The organism is Morganella psychrotolerans, from assembly GCF_001676155.1.
Taxonomy (GTDB): Bacteria; Pseudomonadota; Gammaproteobacteria; order Enterobacterales; family Enterobacteriaceae; genus Morganella; species Morganella psychrotolerans.
Genome location: NZ_LZEW01000001.1, coordinates 613,468 through 630,028 on the forward strand (window position 1 = coordinate 613,468; position 16,561 = coordinate 630,028).

Genomic DNA, 16,561 nt, shown 5'->3' on the forward strand with positions numbered 1-16,561 from the left:
CAGGGAATTGCGGAGAATGGCAGATCCGGGGGCGTGAAACAGATTGTCTGAGTCACACCACCGGTATGTACTAAAAAAATCAATCAGGAGATTAACTGTTCTTTTTCAGCATTGAAGCAATCGCAATCAGGCCGAATGAACTGAACAGCAGCTCGATACCCACCAGGGTGGCAATCAGGGTGACAGAAACCAGCGGACCATTACCGACCAGAAGATAGGCAATGAACAGATCCAGCAGGCCGATGACCAGATTTAACCAGCCGCGCGGCTGCGAAAACTGACGCAGACCTGCACCCAGGCGCAGGATCCCACCGGCAATAAACAGGATAGCCAGCAAAATAGCGAGGCTCATCATGCCTTGCAGCGGATCGGTCAGGAAGACATAACTCAACAGAAGATAGGCAACGGCGACAAGAATAGAAAAAACCTTACTGCCGCCGCTGTAAATCCGGCTGCTGAGTGTCATAAACAGCATGGAAATTCCGTTTATCAGGAGCAGGCCACCGATAATATAGCTGAGCGTTACCCCGGAAATCAGTGGATTCATAAGGCATGCCACGCCGCCGATAAGAAGCAGTATGGCAATAATCCATAAATAGCCCCGTTGTTTTTTCAGGGCATCAGCGGTCATCTGCGCTAAATTCTGACGATTAAAATCAAGCATGGTTTCTCCTTGGTAAGTCCATATGTGAAATCATAACGTCAAAGTATAATATGACGCCGGATGCGGAATATACATGAAAAATATAGCGTAATTTAACATTATTTGCGATAAACCTGATTTTATGAATACCGGATATGTATCAGTGCTCAATAATCATCACGGCGGTAGTGTCCGGCTCAAGGGCTTTAAAGATATGCGGAACATCGCCGGGATAGGAAATATAATCACCGGGCAGCAGGGTAGCGGGTTCGTCAAGTGTGCCGGCAACGGCACTGCCGGTCATCAGCAGGATATGCTCTGTTACCTGAGCCATATGCGGCTCGGACACACGATCTTTGCCCGGCTGGGCGGTAATGGTGTAGAGATCACGGCGGTTGACCGATGAGGCAGAGGAGAGCAAAAACGCATGATAATACGCATTTTCTGCACTGACCCGTATTCCTTCGCCGCGCCGCAGTACCGTCACACGGCTTTTCGGTGTTTCAAACAGACTGGCAAACGGGATATTAAGCGCAACACAAAGTGCCCATAATGTCTCAATCCCCGGATTTCCCTGAGCGGATTCCAGCTGTGACAGTGTGGATTTTGCGATACCTGCACTGCGTGCTATATCGGCAATTGAGCGCCCCTGGCGCTGGCGCTCCTGTGTCAGGGTCGCTGCCATAATCTCAAGGGGTGGAGAGGCAGATGGTTCCATAATATTCACTCTCTTTGATTAACAGGAAATAGCCTTATTCATTCAACCTGCAGGTTCGTTGGCGGCATGAAGCCCGCCGGGTCACATACTTGTGTATGCTCCCCGTCGGTCGGAGCTTGCCGTCTGCCTGCATCCTGAATGACGTTGGCCATAACCCGGAATTAACACTTGCGTAATTTAAAGCGTTCGACATAATGGACATATCGTTCATTTTATAAGTCTACCGCAATGAAACTTGCTCTTCCACTTGATAATGTCACGATCCGCAATATTGTTCTGGTGTGTGTGGCGGATTTAATCGTCGGTGTGTCCTATGGTGCACTGGCACATGCCAACGGATTTTCGCTCTGGGTGCCGCTGACGCTCTCAATAATTGTGCTTGCCGGGGCATCTGAATTTCTGTTTATCGGCGTGGTGGCAGCCGGTGGCAGCCCTGTCTCTGCCGCACTGGCAGGACTTCTGGTCAATGCGCGCCATGTACCGTTCAGTATGGCGGTTCATGATCTTACCGGCAAGGGCGCTAAAAAACTCCTCGGCTTTCATATTCTTAATGATGAAAGTGTGGTGTTCGGCATGGCTGAAAAAGAGAAAGATAAGCAGAAAGCCGCGTTTTGGTTGTGCGGACTGGGGATCTTTTTGTGCTGGCCGCTGGGGACTATTATCGGCGAATTTCTCGGTACGTTTATTGTTGATACCAAAGCGCTTGGGCTGGATGCGATGTTCCCGGCCATTATTCTTGCACTTTGCCTGCCCGCTCTGCGTGAGGAAAAAACCCGCCGGGCGGCGTTGTTGGGCGCGGTGATCGCGCTGGCAGCCACGCCATTCTTACCACCGGGTATCCCGGTACTGTTATCACTGCTGGGGCTGGTTGTCAGTCTGGGGAGAGTATAATGCCGGATACATTATCAATATTGACCGGCATTGCGCTGCTGGCCGTCGGAACCTATGTTATGCGCGCATCCGGTGCGTTGCTCAGCGGACGTTTTTCTGTGTCATCACATGTGAAAAACCTGCTGTCTATGGGGGCGATTGTGATTTTGTTCGCGGTAGCCGTCACCATGACTATTTTCAGCGGACAGGAATTGTCGGACTGGCCTAAAATTGCCGGAGTGGCAGTGGCAGGGCTTCTGACATGGTATAAAAAACCCTTTCTGCTGATTGTTCTGGCAGCCGCCGTTGTCACTGCGCTGTTGCGTTATCTGCTGTCACTGTGGTGAGGATTTTCCCCTGTTACCGGCCGGTAACAGGGAACGCGCCACTGTACATATATTACGTGTCTGAATTGTCATGATGTACCGCAGACGTACTGTTGCTCTCTGCAAGCGCAGAGAGTCCGTGTGCAGAAATATGGATAACAAAACCGATCCCGCGCTGTTGTAAACCATCAGTGACAGACAAATACCCGCCAATTTTTCCGGCCAGATTTTGCGCAATTGCCAGCCCGAGTCCGCTGCCGGTTTCACAACTGCCCGGAACACGGAAAAAACGTGAAAACAGGCGGGGACGATACTGTTCACTTATACCGTCGCCGTTATCACGGATGATTATCCGGATATCATCTGCGTGACCGGTTTCCAGTGTGGTTTCAACCAGACTGCCAGGCGGACAATATTTAACCGCATTATTCAGGATATTGTTAATTATCGAGAAAAGCGCCTGTTTATCGGTTATGACTAGGCAAACCTGCGGACCATCAAAGGCCAGTTCAATATTTTTGCGCAGCGCATAAGGCACCATCATGGCGATGGTGTGGCTCAGTTCCCGGCTCAGGTCAATCTCTTCCATTTTCAGCGGGTAATCTTCTGTTTCCAGCCGTGCCAGATCAATCAACTGGCGGGAAAGGGAAACCGCACGATCAAGGCTGATTTCCATATCAGCGGTGATTTCATTGCGCTCGACCGGGTCATCAATCTGTTTTAACAGGTGAATTTGCGCCAGAACGGCCGCAATCGGGGTGCGTAATTCATGAGCGGCATCTGCCATAAATTGTTTTTCCCGTAAATTACCGGCATCAACCCGCTGCATTAACTGGTTAATTGCCCGGAGAACCGGACGCAGCTCATTATACTGATGCTTCATGCTGATAGGCGTCAGATTACCGGGATTGCGGGCGGCAAGGCTTTGTGTGGTTTCCCGCAACGGACGCATACTGAGATAGGTGGTAATAATAGTCGATGCCAGCATGGTACCGAGGATAAACAGTAAAGGGATCGCGGTGCCGGAAGCCGGATCGCCAATCAGCATGTGGCGGTCTGTTGCAGATTCTCCCACAACGGCTGTCCGGGTTGTGGCAGTATCGGTATCATAAGCCAGATACCAGGTTTCACCTTCTTCACTAAAACGAACTATTCCGTTTGGTTTCAACGGAATATTAATATCAGGTTTATTGCTGTAAAGAATGTCGCCGTTACTGCCGAGTATGGCAATCAGCGGATCATAGCTTTCGTCTTCCAGACCACTGCGCATCGCGTTGGTGTACATGCTTTCAAGGGCGGAGGCAATTTGCCGGAAATTGGCAGCATCTGTAGGGGTATCTTTGAGCGTATCAGAAATACCGCGGGCAATAACTAACTGCTGGGTATTAAAATCTTCACTAACGTCAGGCAGATAAGCGTATTTCAGCCAGGCAATCCAGACGCCCCACAGTAAAAGCATGCAAACTGTCTGGAGAAAAACAGTATAAACAAAGATTGAGCGGACTTTCACTTATTCGCTGTCCTTTTTTAATAAATAGCCGATGCCGCGTACAGTAATAATCTTTTCTTTGCCTATTTTCCGGCGTAAATTATGAATATGAACTTCCAGCGAATTACTTTCAATCCGGTCATCCAATCCGAATAGCCGCTGCTCCAGTTCCTGTTTTCTGACAACATTACCGGTATTGCGCATTAATTCGTATAACAGCTGGTACTCTTTACCGGACAATAATAATAATTCCTCATTCATGCTGACCTGATGATTCATCGGGTTTAAGGTAATATTATCCACCTTCCATAACTGAGAAGAAAACCCGGCAATCCGCCGTGATACTGCTTTTACGCGGGAAATTAATTCCGGCAGTTCAACCGGTTTGGAAATAAAATCATCTGCGCCGGAGTCCAGCGAATTAACCAGATGATCCCGCTGGCTGCGGGCCGTCATAATAATAATCGGGATCTGCTCTCCGCTGTTACGCCATTCGACAAGGGAATCAAAGCCATCACCATCCGGCAGCCCCAGATCCAGCAACATCAGGTCAAAATGTTGCTCAGCCAGCCGCTTACGGGCATCACTCAGCAAACGTAACCAGCACACCCGGAACCCGGCAAGCTCAAGCCCCCGGCATAGTGCTTTACCTAATTGTAAATCATCTTCGACTAACAGAATGTGCACGTTGGCTCTCTCTCTTTGCATCAGCGGATTTCAGTATAACACTGCCCGGTACTGTGACAGCGCGAACCCATTATAGTGGCAACATGACTTAATATAGCCTTAATAAAAGATTAATAACCGGAGATCCGGTTAATAAAATCATCAATTAAATAACCTGCATATTTTTCTGTTTGTTTTTGCAGGACGTAAAAGTAAAAAATGGTGCCGAAAAGAATAAAAGCATAAATAAAAATAGCCCAGATATAGGTAAGACTGAGATCAAGAATGGTCAGCGCCAGATAACTGATGTCAATATCTAATGAAAACCAGTTAATAATTTTATGAGAGAAAAGTAACAGAGTATAAAACAGCACCGGAAGTGCCAATATACCGGTCAGAATATTGACCCGGCGGCGGCGGGTGGCAAGGGCCGGATACTCGTCATTATTCATATACACGGCAATATCGGTTAGCTGGCGATCCAGTTCATCGTGGCAGGCAACCGGCACATCCTGTTTTTCTATCTGCTGATGCAAAAGATGTAAAAGTTGGCTGTTATCTGTGCTTTTTGCAAAAGCGGTAATAATTCCCATAAGGGACTCCTGAAAAATCCGTGTCGGATGGCTATTATTTAACAAATTGACCGCCGGGTCATGCGGCTTTATTAACATTTACTGAATTATAAAATATTTCGCTCTCCACGGGGAAATACAGATACGTTATAGTGGGAAGTATCGTGTTATATGGCTGACGGCAGAATACTTTCATTTATACCCTTATTCATTCAAACTGCAGGTTCGTTGGCCGCCTGCCTGCATCCTGAATGACGTTGGCTATATAGGACTACTATGTTACGCATTACCGCATTGCTGGAAAATTCCAATACAGACGCCCGCCTGGAAGCCCACGCCGGGCTGTGTCTGCTGCTTGATGACGGTGAAACGTCACTGTTGTTTGATACCAGCGCGGATGATACCTATATCCGCAATGCGCAGGCGCTGGGGATTTCTCTGGCAGAGATTGATGCGGTGGTGTTGTCTCACGGACATTATGACCATTTCGGCGGACTGACCCGGACAGCCCGTCACCATCTGCCGTCGCCGCTGACGGTTATTGCGCATCCGCATATTTTTGAGCCGCGCCGTGCCGCTCTCTGGCTCGGCGGATATCCGTTGAAATTTAAGCGGCTTTCACCGCCGTTTTGTGAAGAGACATTGCGGGCGCAGTATCAATTTGTGCTGACGGAAAAACCGCACGCCATATCGTCCCGTTTTCTGTTCGCCGGTGAAATTACACAGCGGGCTGTAATACGCCGTTATGGTGTGCTGCTCAATAGCGGAGAGGCGGATTATGTGCGCGATGACAGCTTTCTTATCTGGCGCGGGGATGACGGTATTGTGATTATTACCGGATGCAGCCATGCGGGGATTGAGTCAGTGGTCGGGTATGCCCGGAAACTGACGAATAATGCACCGGTTCAGGCGGTAGTCGGCGGGTTGCATCTGCGCCGTGCCACTCCGGCAGCACTGCGCCGGGCACAACAGGCGATTGACCCGAAAACGCAGGTGTTCGGCTGCCATTGTACCGGAGGAAGAGGGCGCAAGGCACTGAAGGCAAACGATTTTAATACAGGGCAGCAGCTGACATTTCTGTAGTGCTGCCCAAGTATCAGCGGGGAATATTAACCGTGCTGTGTCAGGAATGCGGTGTAAGCATCAACCCATTTCTGTACAAACGCGCCGGTTTTTTCATTAAACCGCCCGTCGGCATCTATCATCTCATCATGCCATTGCAGGTACATTTCCGGTTGATTGAGTGTCGGCATGTTAAGAAATGCCAGCACATTACGCAGATGCTGTTGCGCCATCGCGGTGCCCATCGCCCCCGGCGAAGTGCCGATAACTCCGGCGGGTTTACTGTCCCAACTGTTCTGACCCCAAGGGCGGGAGCCCTGATCCAATGCATTTTTCAGCACACCGGGGATAGATCGGTTATATTCAGCGGTCACAAAAATAACACCATCTGCCGGTTCAATCTGCTGTTTAAACGCACTGACCACCGGAGAGGGATGCGGGTCAGCATCCTGATTATAAAGAGGAAGTGAGCCGATACTGATAAACTCACACTGAATATGGGCGGGGAAAAGTGTCACCAGCGCCTGAGCCAGCCGGCGGTTGTAACTCTGTTCACGCAGGGAACCGACAACAACTGCAACACGGTATTGTTTCATTTTAACCTCTCTGAGCGGCTGTACAGCCGGGGATGGATGAGAAATAAAACCTATGAAAACATTATTATCATAATGCCGGATACCTGAACAGATAACGTTTTTTTGATAATTTTTTTTGACCTGACAGCGAAAGCTGTACAAATAAGGATCACGTATGCAGGCCCCGAAAGCAATGCAGAAGCCCGTTCAACTCACGGCGCACGGCGAAACCAGAACAGATAACTATTATTGGCTGCGGGATGATAAACGGAAAAAATCGAAAGTAATACAGTATCTTACTGACGAAAACCAATATACGCATGAGAAACTTCAGGCGTGCGACCCGCTGCGTGATGAGCTGTATCAGGAAATGGTTGCCCGTATGCCGCAGGCGGATGAATCCGCGCCTTATATTTACAATGGTTATGTTTACCGTACCCGCTTTGATGCAGGCAAAGAGTATCCGTTGTATGAGCGCCGCCGCGTGACAGATGAAGACTGGGAATTGCTGGTGGATGGCAATGAACGCGCGCAGGGGCTGACCTATTATGAACTGGTATCATTGGCAGTCAGTGAAGATAACCGCCGGATAGCGATAGCGGAAGATAAACTGGGGCGGCGTGAATATGTGGTTTCGTATAAAAATCTGACAGAAGCAACCTGGCAGGAGTCTGTGATTACGGGTGTCGCCGATGACCTGGTGTGGTCAGCAGACGGCGATACGCTGTTTTATGTCAGACAGGACCCGCAGACTTTGCTGCCGTTTGAGGTATATCGCCACCGGTTCGCAACAGATACAGCACAAGATGAGTTGATTTACCGCGAAGAAGATGATCGTTTTTATACCGGGTTAGCACTCTCTTCCTCGCGCGAATGGATTATTATCGGCTGCCACAGCCCGGTCACATCAGAGGCACATCTGATTAATGCCCGCGAACCATTGCAACCGGTTGTGTGTTTTTCGCCGCGTCAGGACGGGCGCGAGTATCATATTGATCATCTCGGCGGGCAATTTTATATCCGCGCAGATCACGAAAGCGAGCTGTTTGGTCTGTATCAGACCCCGTCTCCGGAACAACCGTGGGAGACAGTGATTGCCCCGCAGCCGGATACTGACCTGGAAGATTTCACGCTGTTCCGTGACTGGCTGGTATTGCAGGAACGCACAGCCGCGCTGCCGCATATCCGCCTTATTCACCGCCACAGCGGGGAGGAAAAGCAGGTTGCGTTTGATGATGCAGCTTACTGTGCGTGGCTCGGACTGAATCCGGAACCGGATAGCATCATGCTGCGCTATGGTTATACCTCAATGACCACACCGGCGACGGTTTATGAACTGAATATGGACACCGGCGAACGAACACTGCTTAAACAGACGCAGGTTAATGGTTTTCAGCGGGATGATTACCACAGTGAGCGTATCTGGGTAACCGCCCGTGATGGTGTACAGGTGCCGGTTTCCCTGGTATGGCATAAAGATCATTATCAGCAGGGCAATAATCCGCTGCTGATTGAAGGTTATGGCGCATACGGGTCAAGTATGGACCCGGATTTTGATGCCAATCGCCTTAGTTTGCTGGATCGCGGGTTTGTTTATGCACAGGCGCATATCCGTGGTGGCGGCGAGTTAGGTAAGCGCTGGTATAATGCCGGAAAAATGCAAAACAAAATCAACAGCTTCAATGATTTTGTTGATGTCACACGCGAATTGATTGCGCAACGTTTCGGTGCAAAGGATCGTATTTATGCCACCGGCGGCAGCGCGGGCGGATTATTGATGGGGGCGGTGATAAACCAGGCGCCGGAGTTGTATCGCGGCGTGGTTACACAGGTTCCGTTTGTGGATGCGCTGACAACGATGTCTGATCCGTCCATTCCGCTGACGACCGGTGAATATGACGAGTGGGGCAATCCGGAAAGTGAATCAGCATACCGTGATATCCGTGCTTACAGCCCGTATGACAATCTGGAGGCAAAAGCTTATCCGAACTTGCTGGTTACATCCGGTCTGCATGATTCTCAGGTTCAGTACTGGGAGCCGGCAAAATGGGTGGCAAAAATGCGGGAGCTGAAAACAGATGATAATCTGTTACTGCTCTATACGGATATGGAAGCGGGGCATGGCGGAAAATCAGGGCGTTTCAATTACTTATGGGACATTGCGCTCGGGTATGTGTTCCTGCTGATGCTGGATGAGCAGGCCGCAGATATAAAATAATACCGGCAAATATACTTGTGACACCGTCACTAATAAGTGACAGCGTCACAATGATAAACAGGTTTATTCTGCGGCTTTGCGTTTACGGGGAGCCGCTTTTTTGTGTACCGCGATAATTTCACTCTCTATCTGTCCGTCCTGTAACAGCGTCGTGATTTTTTGTCCGACTTTCACCTGACGGGTTTTATTCAGCACTTCACCGCTGTCTGTCTGGCTGATACTGAAACCCCGGCTGAGTGTTGCCAGCGGACTGACACCCTCAAGCGTCGAGCAGAGCCGTGCAAAGCGTTCACGTTGCTGGCTTATCTGTTGGCGCATGGCAGACGCGAGCCGGTATTGTAACTGTTGCACATGCCGCTGGTGCTGCTGTAACTGCGGGCGCGGATCACGGCGCATCAGGCGCTGATCCAGCATGGTCAGCTGACGGGTTTTCTGTATTACCGCGCGCTGCCCGGCCTGAACCAGCCGCTGCTGTAATCCCTGAATTAACTGTTGCTGCCGTGCCAGGCGAAGTTGCGGATGCTGTTGTTGCAGACGATGATGTAACTGGCTGAATGTTCGCTGCTTTTTGGCAATAAAGTAATCCATTGCCATTTCCAGCCGTTGTTGTACCGACTGAATCTGCCGCAGGCGCTCCACCTGATCGCGGCTGACTAATTCAGCCGCCGCAGATGGCGTTGGTGCGCGTAAGTCCGCGACAAAATCGGCAATCGTCACATCTGTTTCATGACCCACGGCACTGATAACCGGCAGACGACTGGCAAAAATCGCCCGCGCTACCCGTTCATCATTAAAACTCCATAAATCTTCCAGCGAGCCGCCGCCGCGCCCGACAATCAGCACATCACATTCATCACGGCGGTTAGCGGTTTCAATCGCGCGGACAATTTGCGCCGGGGCGTCAGCTCCCTGAACCTGTGCCGGGTAAATGATCACCGGCAGTGACGGGTCGCGGCGGCGCAGAATATTCAGGATATCGTGCAGTGCCGCGCCCGTTGCAGACGTCACCACGCCCACACAGCGGGCGGGAAGCGGCAGCGGTTTTTTCAGATGAGCGGCGAACAAACCTTCGGCATTCAGTTTTTCTTTGAGCTGCTCAAACTGCTGCTGAAGTAAACCTTCACCCGCAGGTTGCATGGATTCAATAATCAGCTGATAATCACCACGCGGCTCATACAGCGTAATGGCAGCACGCACCAGCACCTGCTGACCATTTTGCGGCGCGAACGTCACGCGGGTGTTATTTCCCCGGAACATCGCGGCGCGGACCTGGGATTTTTCGTCTTTCAGCGTAAAATACCAGTGACCGGATGAAGGTCTGGAGAAATTGGAAATTTCAGCGCTGATCCATATCCGGCCCATCTCCAGTTCAAGTAACTGTCGTACGGTCGTGTTCAGGCGCGTAACGGTAAAAATTGCGTTGTTTTCTGATAGCAACATGTGAGCCAGATCAAATAATAAAACAATGACTTAATCGTCCGATACTACCGCCTTCTGACAGATTATCAACGCATTTTTTTAAAAAAAGGCTAGGCGCAACCGATTACCACCTGTATAATGCCGCGGCAATATTTTATCCCTTTTAATCCTGCTGCCTGGTGAGATATTGCACATGCTACGTATCAAAAAAGAAGCTTTAACATTCGATGATGTTCTCTTAGTTCCGGCCCATTCTGTGGTTCTGCCAAACACGGCCGACTTATCAACACAGCTCACCGCAAAAATCCGTTTAAACGTCCCGATGATCTCGGCGGCGATGGATACTGTAACGGAAGCCCGTCTGGCGATTGCCCTTGCCCAGGAAGGCGGCATCGGGTTTATCCACAAAAACATGTCAATTGAGCGTCAGGCTGACGAAGTCCGCCGCGTGAAAAAACATGAAAGTGGTGTGGTCACCGAACCCCAAACTGTCACTCCCTGCACAACACTGCGTGAAGTCAAAGAACTGACTGTACAGAACGGCTTTGCCGGTTATCCTGTCGTTACAACCGAAAACGAACTGGTGGGTATTATCACCGGTCGTGACGTGCGTTTCGTGACAGACCTGGAACAGCCGGTAACCGCAGTGATGACCCCGAAAGAGCGCCTGGTAACAGTCCGCGAAGGGGAAGCCCGCGAAGTGGTTCTGAAGAAAATGCATGAGCGCCGTGTTGAAAAAGCACTGGTGGTGGATGATTCATTCCATCTGCTCGGCATGATCACTGTAAAAGACTTCCAGAAAGCAGAGCGCAAACCAAACGCCTGTAAAGACGAGCACGGACGTTTACGTGTCGGTGCTGCTGTCGGTGCCGGTGCCGGTAATGAAGAGCGCGTGGACGCACTGGTTGCCGCTGGTGTCGATATTCTGCTGATTGACTCCTCACACGGTCACTCCGAAGGCGTTTTACAGCGTATTCGTGATACCCGCGCAAAATACCCTGATCTGGAAATCATCGGCGGCAACGTTGCTACCGCAGAAGGCGCAAAAGCGTTGGCGGAAGCGGGTTGCAGCGCTGTGAAAGTCGGGATTGGTCCGGGCTCCATCTGTACCACCCGTATTGTGACCGGTGTGGGTGTACCACAGTTAACCGCTATTTCTGACGCAGTCGAAGCCCTTGCCGGTACAGGTATCCCTGTTATCGCCGATGGCGGGATCCGTTTCTCCGGTGATATTGCAAAAGCACTGGCAGCGGGTGCAGCCTGTGTCATGGTCGGTTCAATGCTTGCCGGTACGGACGAATCTCCGGGTGAAGTTGAACTGTACCAGGGGCGCTCTTATAAATCCTACCGTGGTATGGGATCACTCGGCGCGATGTCCAAAGGGTCATCAGACCGCTACTTCCAGACAGATAACGCAGCAGACAAACTGGTGCCGGAAGGTATCGAAGGCCGCGTTGCCTACAAAGGTGTGCTGAAAACTATCGTTCACCAGCAAATGGGCGGTCTGCGCTCTTGCATGGGGCTGACCGGTTGTGCAACTATCCACGAACTGAATACTAAAGCAGAGTTTGTCCGCATCAGTGGTGCCGGGATTCAGGAAAGTCACGTCCATGACGTCACTATCACCAAAGAAGCACCGAACTACCGCTCAGGTCTGTGATTCATGCGGCGGCCTGCGGGTCGCCAGCCTATAATTGTTTGCTTTTGGAACATACATTAATGACTACGAATATTCATCAGCACCGCATTCTGATCCTCGATTTTGGCTCACAATATACCCAGCTTATCGCGCGCCGCATCCGCGAAATCGGTGTGTACTGTGAACTGTGGGCATGGGATGTTACTGAAGAACAGATCCGCGCATTTAATCCGAACGGTATTATTCTCTCCGGCGGACCGGAAAGCACCACAGAACATGACAGCCCGCGCGCACCTGACTATGTCTTCAGCGCCGGTGTTCCGGTTCTGGGTATTTGCTACGGTATGCAGACTATGTCCATGCAGCTTGGCGGAACGGTTGAAACTTCCGGTGAGCGCGAATTCGGTTATGCGCAGGTTGAGATCCGTGAAACCTGTGAGCTGTTCCGTGGCATTCACGACATACTGGATGAAAACGGTAAACCACAGCTGGATGTGTGGATGAGCCACGGTGACAAAGTCACCTCGATCCCGTCTGATTTTACCACTGTTGCCAGCACAGAAACCTGCCCGTTTGCCATTATGGCGAATGATGCAAAACGTTTTTACGGCGTACAGTTCCACCCGGAAGTGACTCACACGCATCAGGGTCTGGCGATCCTGGAACGTTTTGTCCTGGAAATCTGTCAGTGTGACGCGTTGTGGACACCGGAAGCCATTATTGAAGATACCGTTATCCGTCTGCGCGAGCAGATTGGCGACGATCACGTTATCCTGGCACTTTCCGGCGGCGTGGATTCATCTGTCACTGCAATGTTATTAGATCGCGCCATCGGCAAGCGCCTGACCTGTGTCTTTGTTGATAACGGTTTACTGCGCCTGAATGAAGCAGAGCAGGTTATGGCGATGTTTGCGGGACAATTTGATTTCAATATCATTCATGCCAAAGCCGAAGACCGCTTCCTCAATGCACTGAAAGGCATTGCGGACCCGGAAGCAAAACGCAAAGCAATCGGTCATACATTCATTGAAATTTTTGATGAAGAAGCCTCAAAACAGAAACAGGTGAAATGGCTGGCACAGGGCACAATCTATCCTGACGTCATTGAATCGGCTGCATCTGAAACCGGCAAAGCGCACGTCATCAAGTCACACCATAATGTCGGCGGACTGCCGGAAGATATGGAACTGGGGCTGGTTGAACCGCTGCGTGAACTGTTTAAAGATGAAGTCCGCCGTATTGGTCTGCAACTGGGTCTGCCGTACGACATGCTGTACCGCCATCCCTTCCCAGGACCGGGTCTGGGTGTCCGCGTACTGGGCGAAGTGAAAAAAGAGTTCTGCGATATCCTGCGCCGCGCAGATGCTATCTTTATCGAAGAGCTTCACAAAGCCGACATGTACAATAAAGTCAGCCAGGCATTCACTGTCTTCCTGCCGGTACGCTCTGTCGGTGTAATGGGCGATGGACGTAAATACGACTGGGTTGTTTCCCTGCGTGCAGTCGAAACTATCGACTTTATGACAGCACACTGGGCACATCTGCCATACGACCTGTTAGGTCGCGTATCTAACCGCATCATCAATGAAGTTGAAGGTATTTCCCGCGTTGTCTACGATATCAGCGGCAAGCCACCGGCGACCATTGAGTGGGAATGATATCCCTATAGTTTTTAACTGTCGGTAATTATCACAAAACCGAAAGCCATCAGTAAGTTACTGGTGGCTTTTTTTGTTTTCTATTGTTTTTAATTGTTGACAAGAGCCGGTATTTTTGACGGTATATGTGACGGTATCAAAAAATAAAATCACTATAAACCGGCTGTGATACCGTCAGAAAAATAAAATAGATGACGGTATTAAAATAGATCACCTGAAAGGAACTCCGTCCGGATTGTGCGATCTGATCAATCGCCAAACCAACCAAAATCACTAACCGGACTGAGCGATGACAATAATAGCACCAATATTCCGTAATTAACGACGGCTGATGCAGAAAATGGTTCAGCGAACCCCTGACAAGCACCACGCCCGCAGGCTGGCCGCAATGCTGATTTTGCACCGGGGACACAGTGCCAGCGGGGCTTCCCGTTTACTTTGTTGTGCGCCGGATCAATTGGTTCAATTTATACGGTGTCGAAGGTCTGCATTCATTGTCTGCCGGAGTACTGAGCTTCTGGCTATAAAAATCAATGAATTAACCGGATATAATATCCATTCCGGAATATTGCGCTGCTGGTTTTAACGGGTCTGGTGCTGTAAGCAGAGCTAGTCACTGACTCACAGGTGAGACGAGTGATGAGCAGATTAGCCTAATTTTGGAAGATTTACTCCTTCGATGTTATGATTGTATGTATCACAGATGAGACGTAGCTGAGTGAGACGAAGATGTACGAAGAAAAAAAATATGAGTAAACTTCGCCGGACAAAAGGCTCGGTTGTACGGCCTTCAACCGAAGCAGCTTTGGTTAAGTTAGGCAAGGATATCGAATTTGCACGTAGAGTTAGAGGGATCCCCGCTGATAGATTTGCAAACTCAGCGGGAATCTCGCGATCTACTTTACATCGACTTGAGAGTGGTAATGGTGCCGGGATCTCACTTAACACGCTTGCGATGGTGCTCACTGTTCTTGGTAAGCTTGATCTCTTAAGTAATTTGGTCGACATGCGTAACGATGATATCGGTCTATCTATGCTGCGTGAAAATGTCATGCAAAACGCAAAGACGCTCCATAGTAAGGGTGCCAAAGCAGGTGTCGTGATCCGGCCGGAGGCGACAATGGTGAAACGAGCTTCAGGTACAGCGGTCACTAAGAGATCGACAAAATCTAATGAAGCAAAACGGCAGGAAAATCAGAGGACGTTGGTGGTCAGCTCGTCAGGACGTACATCATCGCTGCTCTCTCGCTTAAAAGCTACACGAGACTCTTCCGGCTCATGATTAGAGAATTTATATGAGACAAAGACTTTACGTTTGGATGGATGGTCAGGATTTGGTCGGACAGTTGGATTTCAATGTCGACGGAATGCGACAGAACTCCGTTTTCACCTATGCGCAGAGTTGGATTGATAATCCGGCAGGCTACGACCTGTCTCCCTTCATGCCTCGTAGCCAGGTAATCGTGTCGGCTAGTCTGCAGGGAAACTCATCTCCCCTTGTGATGCCGATAGCCGATAGCACGCCTGATTCTTGGGGGCGCACTATTATGCGTGCGGCAAATGGCGGTCGTGCAATGAATGATTTCGAATACCTTATTGGGGTCGATGATTTCCTACGTTCGGGTGCACTCCGCTTTTATGAGAGCGATGAGCCGGATGCACTTCCTCTGGCTCAACCCCGGACTGGTGAAAATGTTTATTCCATACCACGGCTCATCGAACTCGAGGATATGATTCATGAGGCTCGCGCTTTAGAAGCAGACCCGGTCCATTATCGTGAAAACCGGGCACAGTTGCTTGCCGGACAAATATTGATTGATGCTGCAGGCTCGCTAGGCGGCGCACGACCAAAAGTAAATGTGCGTGACGAGGATCAGACTATCTGGATAGCGAAGTTGCCGAAGATAGGTGATGAATACGATATGGCGCGCGCTGAAGTACTCACGCTTCGTCTCGCAGGCGAAATAGGGATGATGGTTGCTGAAGCTAAGCTACTTGTCGTATCCGGGCTGTTTCCGGTTGCTTTAATCAAACGTTTTGATCGTTCTTATGAAGATATTAATAATCCCAGTCGTATCCATTTCATTACGGCACAAACATTTATGGGGCTGGCGGGGACCGAGCCATCAAACTACGTCTCTATTGCAGAGCAGATGATGATAAATGGTGCGAGTGATGATATGGCTGAACTTTGGGTACGTATGGCTTACTCTGTGATGATCCAGAATACAGATGATCATCTGCGTAATCACGGCTTTATCCGGGCGGGCAATCGCTGGGCTCTTTCCCCTGCCTATGATATCAATCCCGATCCGTCAGTTGGCGGCACGCTCAAGACCGCGATAAGCGAGATTCATGGTAACGAACTTAATATTTTAGCGGTGTTGGACGCGGCACCGCTCTTCAATATCGACACAGGTGAAGCTCGCGAGGCTCTCAGGGTTATGGCTGAAATCATTACAGACAGATGGCGCCCTCTTGCCTATGAGTTGGGAATGACTGCGAAAGACATTAAGGTGCTTGTACCAGCCTTTGAAAGCCCGCAGGTGAAGAAAGCATTGAGTCTGTAATGAACGAATTTCTACAGCGAGATTGAGCTTTGACAATTTCTGGCTATCGATAGACTGCGGTTTCTACGTAGTGGATCAAGAACCGCTTTTTATTGGTCATTGCAGATCGCATGATGTGTGTAGTAAAGGTCTGCTT

Annotated in this window: 15 protein-coding genes and 1 pseudogene; 9 read left to right on the forward strand and 7 right to left on the reverse strand. The window is 50.0% G+C overall.

Features of this window, described 5'->3' with window-relative positions; genetic code table 11:
* Positions 1-91: 91 nt before the first annotated feature.
* Entirely contained in the window at positions 92-664 is a 573-nt protein-coding gene (locus tag AYY16_RS03100) for an HdeD family acid-resistance protein (protein ID WP_067361944.1), read from the reverse strand.
* Positions 665-803: 139 nt separating this feature from the next.
* The gene (locus AYY16_RS03105; protein ID WP_067361946.1) at positions 804-1,361 is read right to left on the reverse strand and encodes a helix-turn-helix domain-containing protein; all 558 of its coding nucleotides are present in this window, start codon (positions 1,359-1,361) and stop codon (positions 804-806) included.
* 228 nt (positions 1,362-1,589) lie between these two features.
* Between AYY16_RS03105 and AYY16_RS03110 the strand changes: the two genes are divergently transcribed.
* Together AYY16_RS03110 and AYY16_RS03115 are read left to right on the forward strand one after the other, a co-directional pair.
* On the forward strand, positions 1,590-2,252 hold the full coding sequence (locus AYY16_RS03110) for an AzlC family ABC transporter permease (RefSeq protein ID WP_067361949.1): 663 nt from the start codon (positions 1,590-1,592) through the stop codon (positions 2,250-2,252).
* Positions 2,252-2,578 carry an AzlD domain-containing protein gene (locus AYY16_RS03115; protein WP_067361952.1) on the forward strand — a complete coding sequence of 109 codons (327 nt, stop codon included), beginning with the start codon at positions 2,252-2,254 and terminating at the stop codon, positions 2,576-2,578. The genes AYY16_RS03110 and AYY16_RS03115 overlap by 1 nt, the downstream gene beginning before the upstream one ends.
* A 52-nt stretch (positions 2,579-2,630) precedes the next feature.
* Here the strand turns inward: AYY16_RS03115 and AYY16_RS03120 are convergent, their stop codons facing one another.
* The 3 genes from AYY16_RS03120 to AYY16_RS03130 form a co-directional block, all read right to left on the reverse strand.
* On the reverse strand, positions 2,631-4,016 hold the full coding sequence (locus tag AYY16_RS03120; protein WP_082970649.1) for an ATP-binding protein: 1,386 nt from the start codon (positions 4,014-4,016) through the stop codon (positions 2,631-2,633).
* A 51-nt stretch (positions 4,017-4,067) separates the two neighbouring features.
* On the reverse strand, positions 4,068-4,733 hold the full coding sequence (locus tag AYY16_RS03125; RefSeq protein ID WP_067361958.1) for a response regulator: 666 nt from the start codon (positions 4,731-4,733) through the stop codon (positions 4,068-4,070).
* A 110-nt stretch (positions 4,734-4,843) separates the two neighbouring features.
* On the reverse strand, positions 4,844-5,305 hold the full coding sequence (locus tag AYY16_RS03130; RefSeq protein WP_067361961.1) for a DUF6097 family protein: 462 nt from the start codon (positions 5,303-5,305) through the stop codon (positions 4,844-4,846).
* 255 nt (positions 5,306-5,560) lie between these two features.
* Between AYY16_RS03130 and AYY16_RS03135 the strand changes: the two genes are divergently transcribed.
* Positions 5,561-6,367, forward strand: a complete 807-nt coding sequence (locus AYY16_RS03135; RefSeq protein WP_067361965.1) for an MBL fold metallo-hydrolase — start codon at positions 5,561-5,563, stop codon at positions 6,365-6,367.
* A gap of 26 nt (positions 6,368-6,393) precedes the next feature.
* Here AYY16_RS03135 and AYY16_RS03140 read toward each other — a convergent pair whose 3' ends face one another.
* A complete protein-coding gene (locus tag AYY16_RS03140; RefSeq protein WP_067364604.1) occupies positions 6,394-6,942 on the reverse strand; it encodes an NADPH-dependent FMN reductase in 549 nt (182 codons plus the stop codon).
* 154 nt (positions 6,943-7,096) lie between these two features.
* On the opposite strand from AYY16_RS03140, the gene AYY16_RS03145 reads away from it, so the two are divergent.
* Positions 7,097-9,139: a S9 family peptidase gene (locus AYY16_RS03145; RefSeq protein ID WP_067361968.1), complete on the forward strand. Its 2,043-nt coding sequence runs from the start codon at positions 7,097-7,099 to the stop codon at positions 9,137-9,139.
* A 63-nt stretch (positions 9,140-9,202) separates the two neighbouring features.
* Here AYY16_RS03145 and xseA read toward each other — a convergent pair whose 3' ends face one another.
* Positions 9,203-10,579, reverse strand: a complete 1,377-nt coding sequence (xseA, locus tag AYY16_RS03150; RefSeq protein WP_067361971.1) for an exodeoxyribonuclease VII large subunit — start codon at positions 10,577-10,579, stop codon at positions 9,203-9,205.
* Between the two features lie 172 nt (positions 10,580-10,751).
* On the opposite strand from xseA, the gene guaB reads away from it, so the two are divergent.
* The 5 genes and pseudogenes from guaB to AYY16_RS03175 all read left to right on the forward strand — a co-directional run bounded on the left by guaB (position 10,752) and on the right by AYY16_RS03175 (position 16,425).
* A complete protein-coding gene (gene guaB / locus AYY16_RS03155) occupies positions 10,752-12,218 on the forward strand; it encodes an IMP dehydrogenase (protein WP_067361974.1) in 1,467 nt (488 codons plus the stop codon).
* Positions 12,219-12,277: 59 nt separating this feature from the next.
* On the forward strand, positions 12,278-13,855 hold the full coding sequence (guaA, locus tag AYY16_RS03160; protein ID WP_067361977.1) for a glutamine-hydrolyzing GMP synthase: 1,578 nt from the start codon (positions 12,278-12,280) through the stop codon (positions 13,853-13,855).
* Between the two features lie 331 nt (positions 13,856-14,186).
* A pseudogene (locus tag AYY16_RS20795) lies at positions 14,187-14,435 on the forward strand (IS630 family transposase); the annotation flags it as partial.
* A gap of 168 nt (positions 14,436-14,603) precedes the next feature.
* A complete protein-coding gene (locus tag AYY16_RS03170; protein WP_067361979.1) occupies positions 14,604-15,137 on the forward strand; it encodes a helix-turn-helix domain-containing protein in 534 nt (177 codons plus the stop codon).
* A gap of 37 nt (positions 15,138-15,174) precedes the next feature.
* Positions 15,175-16,425, forward strand: a complete 1,251-nt coding sequence (locus tag AYY16_RS03175) for a type II toxin-antitoxin system HipA family toxin (protein ID WP_162271037.1) — start codon at positions 15,175-15,177, stop codon at positions 16,423-16,425.
* The last annotated feature ends 136 nt before the right edge of the window (positions 16,426-16,561 follow it).